The sequence below is a fragment of the Mesorhizobium sp. genome, assembly GCF_024509055.1.
GTDB lineage: Bacteria > Pseudomonadota > Alphaproteobacteria > Rhizobiales > Rhizobiaceae > Mesorhizobium.
The window spans coordinates 1-5,591 of sequence record NZ_JANINM010000076.1 but is presented as its reverse complement, the minus strand read 5'-3'; the positions used below and the strand labels follow the sequence as shown (position 1 = coordinate 5,591).

7 protein-coding genes and 1 pseudogene are annotated in these 5,591 nt (G+C 64.8%); 6 read left to right on the top strand and 2 right to left on the bottom strand.

Going from position 1 to position 5,591, the window contains the following annotated elements:
• On the bottom strand, window positions 1-208 hold a 208-nt coding region (locus tag Q0L57_RS04870; protein WP_296738872.1), incomplete at its 3' end, for an FHIPEP family type III secretion protein.
• Window positions 209-445: 237 nt separating this feature from the next.
• Here Q0L57_RS04870 and Q0L57_RS04865 point away from each other — a divergent pair.
• Window positions 446-745: a putative quinol monooxygenase gene (locus Q0L57_RS04865; protein WP_296738870.1), complete on the top strand. Its 300-nt coding sequence runs from the start codon at window positions 446-448 to the stop codon at window positions 743-745.
• 6 nt (window positions 746-751) lie between these two features.
• On the opposite strand, the gene Q0L57_RS04860 is transcribed toward Q0L57_RS04865, so the two are convergent.
• Entirely contained in the window at window positions 752-1,231 is a 480-nt protein-coding gene (locus Q0L57_RS04860; RefSeq protein WP_296738868.1) for a MarR family transcriptional regulator, read from the bottom strand.
• Window positions 1,232-1,293: 62 nt separating this feature from the next.
• On the opposite strand from Q0L57_RS04860, the gene Q0L57_RS04855 reads away from it, so the two are divergent.
• The 5 genes and pseudogenes from Q0L57_RS04855 to Q0L57_RS04835 form a co-directional block, all read left to right on the top strand.
• Window positions 1,294-2,022, top strand: coding sequence for an NAD(P)-dependent oxidoreductase (locus Q0L57_RS04855; protein ID WP_296738865.1), 729 nt, complete (start codon window positions 1,294-1,296; stop codon window positions 2,020-2,022).
• A 23-nt stretch (window positions 2,023-2,045) separates the two neighbouring features.
• Window positions 2,046-2,549 carry a cupin domain-containing protein gene (locus tag Q0L57_RS04850; protein WP_296738863.1) on the top strand — a complete coding sequence of 168 codons (504 nt, stop codon included), beginning with the start codon at window positions 2,046-2,048 and terminating at the stop codon, window positions 2,547-2,549.
• 164 nt (window positions 2,550-2,713) lie between these two features.
• Window positions 2,714-4,495 (top strand): chloride channel protein, encoded by a 1,782-nt coding sequence (locus Q0L57_RS04845; protein WP_296738861.1) that lies wholly within the window; start codon window positions 2,714-2,716, stop codon window positions 4,493-4,495.
• Between the two features lie 131 nt (window positions 4,496-4,626).
• Window positions 4,627-5,292, top strand: coding sequence for a cupin domain-containing protein (locus Q0L57_RS04840; RefSeq protein WP_296738858.1), 666 nt, complete (start codon window positions 4,627-4,629; stop codon window positions 5,290-5,292).
• Between the two features lie 41 nt (window positions 5,293-5,333).
• Window positions 5,334-5,591: pseudogene (locus Q0L57_RS04835) on the top strand (ABC transporter); the annotation flags it as partial.

Sequence of the window (5,591 nt, the reverse complement as noted above, 5' to 3'; positions counted from 1 at the left end):
AGGAGAAGTCCAGCGGCCGTTGGATCCAGAGCGCAACCATCAGGATCAGCACCGATAGCGCGATCGAAAAGGCAAGGCCGATGTCGATGAGGAAGGCCGGGATCGGCAGGAACAGCACCGCCAGGATGACGATGATGCCGAGGGCGAAGAAGACGTCGCGGCCGTTCTTGGCCACAAGGCCGGACGGGATTGTTTCGCTGATCGCCATGTCGTCCTCAAATCCAGAGCCGCCCGGCAACAGGGCAGGCCCTCGACCGTAACCGGCCAAGCTTGCGCGAAGGTGGGAGAGTGGCTAGAGCATGATACCGAAAAGTGTGAAGCGGTTTTCGGGCGACATCATGCTCTATCTCCTTGATTTAGAGCCGGATTCAGATTTCGGATCGACCAGATCCGAAATCATCCGACTCTATGGGACCTCGTCCCTATCGGACGAAAGGATGAACGCATGCTGCTGATCATCGGCACGGTTCGGCTGCCAGCCGACAAGCTCGAACAGGCGAAGCCGGCCATGGAGCGGATGATCTCGGCGAGCCGCGCCGAACCCGGCTGCCTTGCTTATTCCTATGCGCAGGATGTGCTCGATGCCGGGTTGATCCATGTCTCCGAGGCGTGGCTGGATCGCCCCTCGCTCGAAGCGCACTTCAAGTCGGCGCATATCGCCGCGTGGCGTGCCAACTGGGCGGAGCTCGGCATCGGCGACCGCAACCTCATGCTCTACGAAACCTGTGAGGGCGCTCCGACCTGAGGCATCCTAAGGATGCGCCGCATCGGCGGTCGCCACACCGACCAGCCAGCGGCGGACGGCGCGTTCTTCTGTGGCGGACAGGCCCCCGGTCAGTTCCCTTTCGAGCTTATGTACACGCTCGCGACACTTCTTGAGCAAGGCGCGGCCGCCTTCGCTGAGGTCGAGATGCTGGATGCGTCCGTGGACGGCATGCGGCTTGCGCACCAGGGAACCGGCCTTTTCCAGATTGGCGACGATCACGCTCACCGTCTGCGGCGTGAGCATCGCCAGCCTTGCGAGGTCGGCATTGGAGATACCGGGATAGGCCGACAGCATGGTGAGCGTCGCGAACTGCGGCTGGGTCACGCCGAATTCGCCCAACGCGCGCTCCACCCGTAGCCGGTAGGCGCCGGCCGCCTGGCGCAGGAGATAGCCGAGATAGCCTTCCTCGCCGCGCTTGCCCTCCCCGGGAGCGGGGATTGCCAGCGGTGGATTCTGCTTGCGCATAATGTAAGAGCTCTTATATGTTGTTCGAATTCTGATATTACCGCAACAAGGAGCTGAAGACGATGGGCTATCGCATATTTCTTGCCGGCGGCTCCGGCGCGATCGGCCGGCGCTTGATCCCGCAACTGGCGGACGCCGGCCATCAGGTGACGGCCACCACGCGCCAGAGCACAAAGGCCGAGGCGTTGCGTGCTCTGGGCGCCGATCCGGTGGTGGTCGATGTGTTCGACCTGAACGGCTTGGGTGCCGCTGTCGTGGCGGCGAAGCCGGAAATCGTCATTCATCAACTCACTGATCTACCGCCAGGGCTTGATCCCGCCAGGATGGGCGAGGCGGCCGCGAGAAACGCCCGCATTCGCGACGAGGGAACCCGTAACCTGGTCGAGGCCGCGAAGGCGGCGGGAGCCAGGCGCCTGATCGCGCAGAGCATCTCCTGGGCCTATGCGCCAGGGTCTGAACCGCATGGCGAAACCGACCCGCTCGATAGCGCCGCCGAAGGCGGTCGGGGCATCAGTGTCCGCGGCGTCATCGCGCTCGAACGGCAGGTGCTCACGGCCGCGCCGCTGACTGGCGTCGTTCTGCGCTATGGTCATCTCTATGGGCCGGGCAGCGGCGCGGAGACCGCCGCCGACCCGGCTGTGCATGTCGATGCGGCAGCCCATGCGGCGCTGCTTGCCGTGGAGCGGGGTGAGTCCGGCGCCTTCAACGTCGCTGAGCCGAATGGCCATGTCACGACAGGCAAGGCGGTCAGCGAGTTGGGCTGGCGCGCGGACTTCCGCATGGCTCGCTGAATTTCCGCTTCGGAGCTGCCGCCATGATCGAAGCCGCCTCTTCTCGAAATCTTGCACTTCTCGGGGTCGCCGCCATCGCTTCCGCGCTGCTCGCGGCGGCGGTAATGCTCGCTAACGGGATAATCAGGGTGACCGGGGAGCCGGAGGCGCATCTGCAGATGATGGGAGCGGATGCCGGCGAGGGCGCCGGCGCACGCCCGGCCACCACGGTCAGGCCGTTGTCCTGCGAAAAGCTCCCGAACGTTCCGGGACATTCGATCACCACGGCGCTGGTCGAGTTCCCGCCGAACGGCTACACCCCCCGGCATCGGCATCCCGGTTCGGTGACCGCCTTCGTGTTGAAGGGCACGCTGCGTTCGCAAATGGAAGGCGGGTCGGTCGGCACCTTCGCCAAAGGACAGACCTGGTTCGAACCGCCAGGGGCCGTGCATTTGTTCGCGGAGAATGCGAGCGCGACCGAGCCGGCGGAACTCCTGGCAATCTTCGTCGCCGAGGATGATTGCGGGCCGCTGACCATTGCGGACTGACCGTCCTGCGATCCGTTTGTCCGTAACCCGTAGACCTCGCTCCCGCCTAATCGACAGAGCGCCAAAATCGCGCCACAAGCAGTCGGCATTGCGGTTGCCACGCAATGCGGCCGGGCGTATCAGCACGGCAGCTTCCACCCATGGAATATCGGCGAGCCGCTCCGTTGCCTGCCAGAAACGAACCGCAAGTCTATGCCCGCCGGCTTCGCGCGGTGCTGATCAAATCGATCCCCGTGCTCGAGGCGCGCGGGATCGTGATTGTGCTGATGGCGGGGCTGGTCGGGGTCATAGCAGGCGCGCTGGCCACCGGCATGAGCGCGATAGTGCAAGGCATGCACTGGCTGCTCTTCGACGTGCAGCCGGGAGGCCGGCTGTCGGCGATGTTTTCGCTGACCAATCCGGTGCAGGCGATGTTTCCAGCGATTGGCGGGCTCGTACTCGGCCTTTCGATAATCTGGCTAAAGAAGCGAAAGTTCCGCACGCCGGTGGACCCGATCGAGGCCAATGCGCTCTATGGCGGACGCATGTCGCTCACCGATACGTTCATCATCGTCGCCCAGACGATGATCTCCAGCGGCTTCGGCGCTTCGGTCGGTTTGGAAGCCGGCTACACGCAGATCGGGTCCGGCTTCGCCTCGCGGCTGGCGCGCGCCTTCCGGCTGCGTCGCAACGATGTCCGAATTCTAGTCGGTTGCGGCGCGGCCGGCGCGATCGCGGCCGCTTTCGACGCGCCGCTGACCGGCGCCTTCTACGGTTTCGAGCTGGTGATCGGCATCTACTCCGTCGCCAACCTCGCCCCGGTGATGACGGCGGCGATCTCCGCCTCGCTGACCGCCGAGTTTTTCGGCGGCGTGCCGTTTCCTCTGGAACTCTCCGGCCTGCCGGCGCTGACCGCCAGCGAATATGTGCCGTTCCTGTTGCTGGGGCTTCTCGGCGGGGCGGCTTCCATCGCGATCATGCATCTGGTGAGCATCATCGAGCAGCTCTTCGTGCGGCTGAAGATCGATGCTTCGGTCAGGCCCTTTCTGGGCGGTATCCTGGTCGGGCTGCTGGGCTTGGTCACGCCGCAGGTGCTGTCCAGCGGCCATGGCGCGCTACATCGCGAGTTCGCCATGAACTACGCGCTTCCGGTGGTGGCGAGCGTCTTCGTGATGAAGCTCGCGGCTTCGGCCATCTCGCTCGGCTCCGGCTTCCGCGGCGGCCTGTTCTTTGCCTCGCTGTTCCTGGGAGCCCTTCTCGGCAAGGTCTTTGCCGGCGTCATGGCGCTGACCGCGCCCTCGGTGGGCATCGACCCGGCGGTCGCGGCCGTCGTCGGCATGACCTCGCTCGCTGTCGGCGTCGTCGGTGGCCCGCTGACCATGACCTTCCTGGCGCTGGAATCAACCCGAGACCTGACGCTGACCGGCGTGGTGCTGGCGGCATCGATCATGTCGGCGATCCTGGTGCGCGAGACCTTCGGCTACTCTTTCTCGACCTGGCGCTTCCACCTGCGCGGCGAGACGATCCGCAGCGCCCACGATGTCGGCTGGATGCGTAGCCTCAATGTCGGATCGATGATGCGCAAGAATGTCCAGACCATCGATGCATCGACGACGCTGGCCGAGTTCCGCAAGGAGGTGCCGCTCGGCTCAGGGCAGCGTGTGATCGCCGTCGAACAAGGCATGCACTATGTCGGCATGCTGCTCGTGCCTGAACTGCACAGCGATGTATCCGACGGCGAGACGCCGGTGCGAGCGCTGGCCCAGTTCAAGGACGCGGTGCTGGTGCCGTCGATGAACGTCCAGACCGCAGCCGGGACGTTCCAGCGCGCCGGGGCGGAAGAACTGGCGGTTGTCGAGGATTTCGACGACCGTATCGTTCTGGGCCTTGTCACCGAAAGCCACCTGATGCGCCGCTACGCGGAGGAACTCGACAAGGCGCGCCGGGACCTGGCCGGCGAGGGCTGACCGGACCTTCTCGACCATAGCACTCAAAGGCCATTCTGGCTGGCCCATCTGGTGATGGGCCAGGAACTGCTTCTTGTCGCTTGCCATGTGTACAGTGCCACTGTACAAACTGTGCAGTGAAGGGGAACAGGATGCCAAAGGCTTCAGACAACGGCCAGGCTCCGGCAGCAAACGGCGCCAGCTCGGCCGCGACCCATGCCCATCAGGTGTTGGGCATGCGGCTCAAGAGCCTTCGTCTCGCACGAAGGCTGTCCTTGCGGGACCTCGCCGATGCGACTGGGACGAGCGCCAGTTTCATCAGCCAGCTCGAGCGCGGCCTGACCGGCGCCAGCACCGCCTCGCTCAACCAGATTGCCTCGGCGCTCGGGGTCAGCGTCGCGATGCTGTTCGAGGAAAGCGCCGCGCAGAACCACGGGGTTCTCAGGCGCAACGAGCGGCCGAGCCTGCCGCCCAGCGACGGTTGCCGCAAGATGCTGCTCTCGCGCCCGCCCTTGAGCGACATGGAAGTCTATGTCGGCGAGTTCGATATCGGCGGCTCGACCGGATCCGACCAATACACGCATGGCGACGCGCACGAGATGCTCGTCGTGCTTCGCGGGATCGTCGAGGTCTCCCTCGGTGACGCGCGTCATGTCCTCGAAGAGGGCGACAGCATCGAATACACGACCTCGACGCCACATCGCAGCGAGAACATCGGCAGCGGCCGGGCCGAGGTGATGTGGATCATCGCGCCGCCAACCTCGGTGCGCGCCGAGCTCGACCAATACACGACCTGGAAACCGCTCGCGCCCAGGTAGCCGTTTTCGAGAACGCGGGCCTCAATGGGAGAATATCGATCATGCTGAAATCGAAATATGCAGGGCTTGGCGCCATCCTGGCGCTCGGTGTCCTGGCGACAGCGGCCCTGGCGCAGGACAAGCCGGTCGCGGGCGAGGTGAAGGATGGGTCGCTCAAGGGCAAGACCCTGACCTTCGTCTCCTATGGCGGGATCTACCAGGACGGCCAGGCCGCGGCGCTGAAGGAATTCGTCGACAAGTCCGGCGTCAAGCTGCTTAGTGACGGCCCGACCGAGATCGCCAAGCTGCAGGCGCAGGTC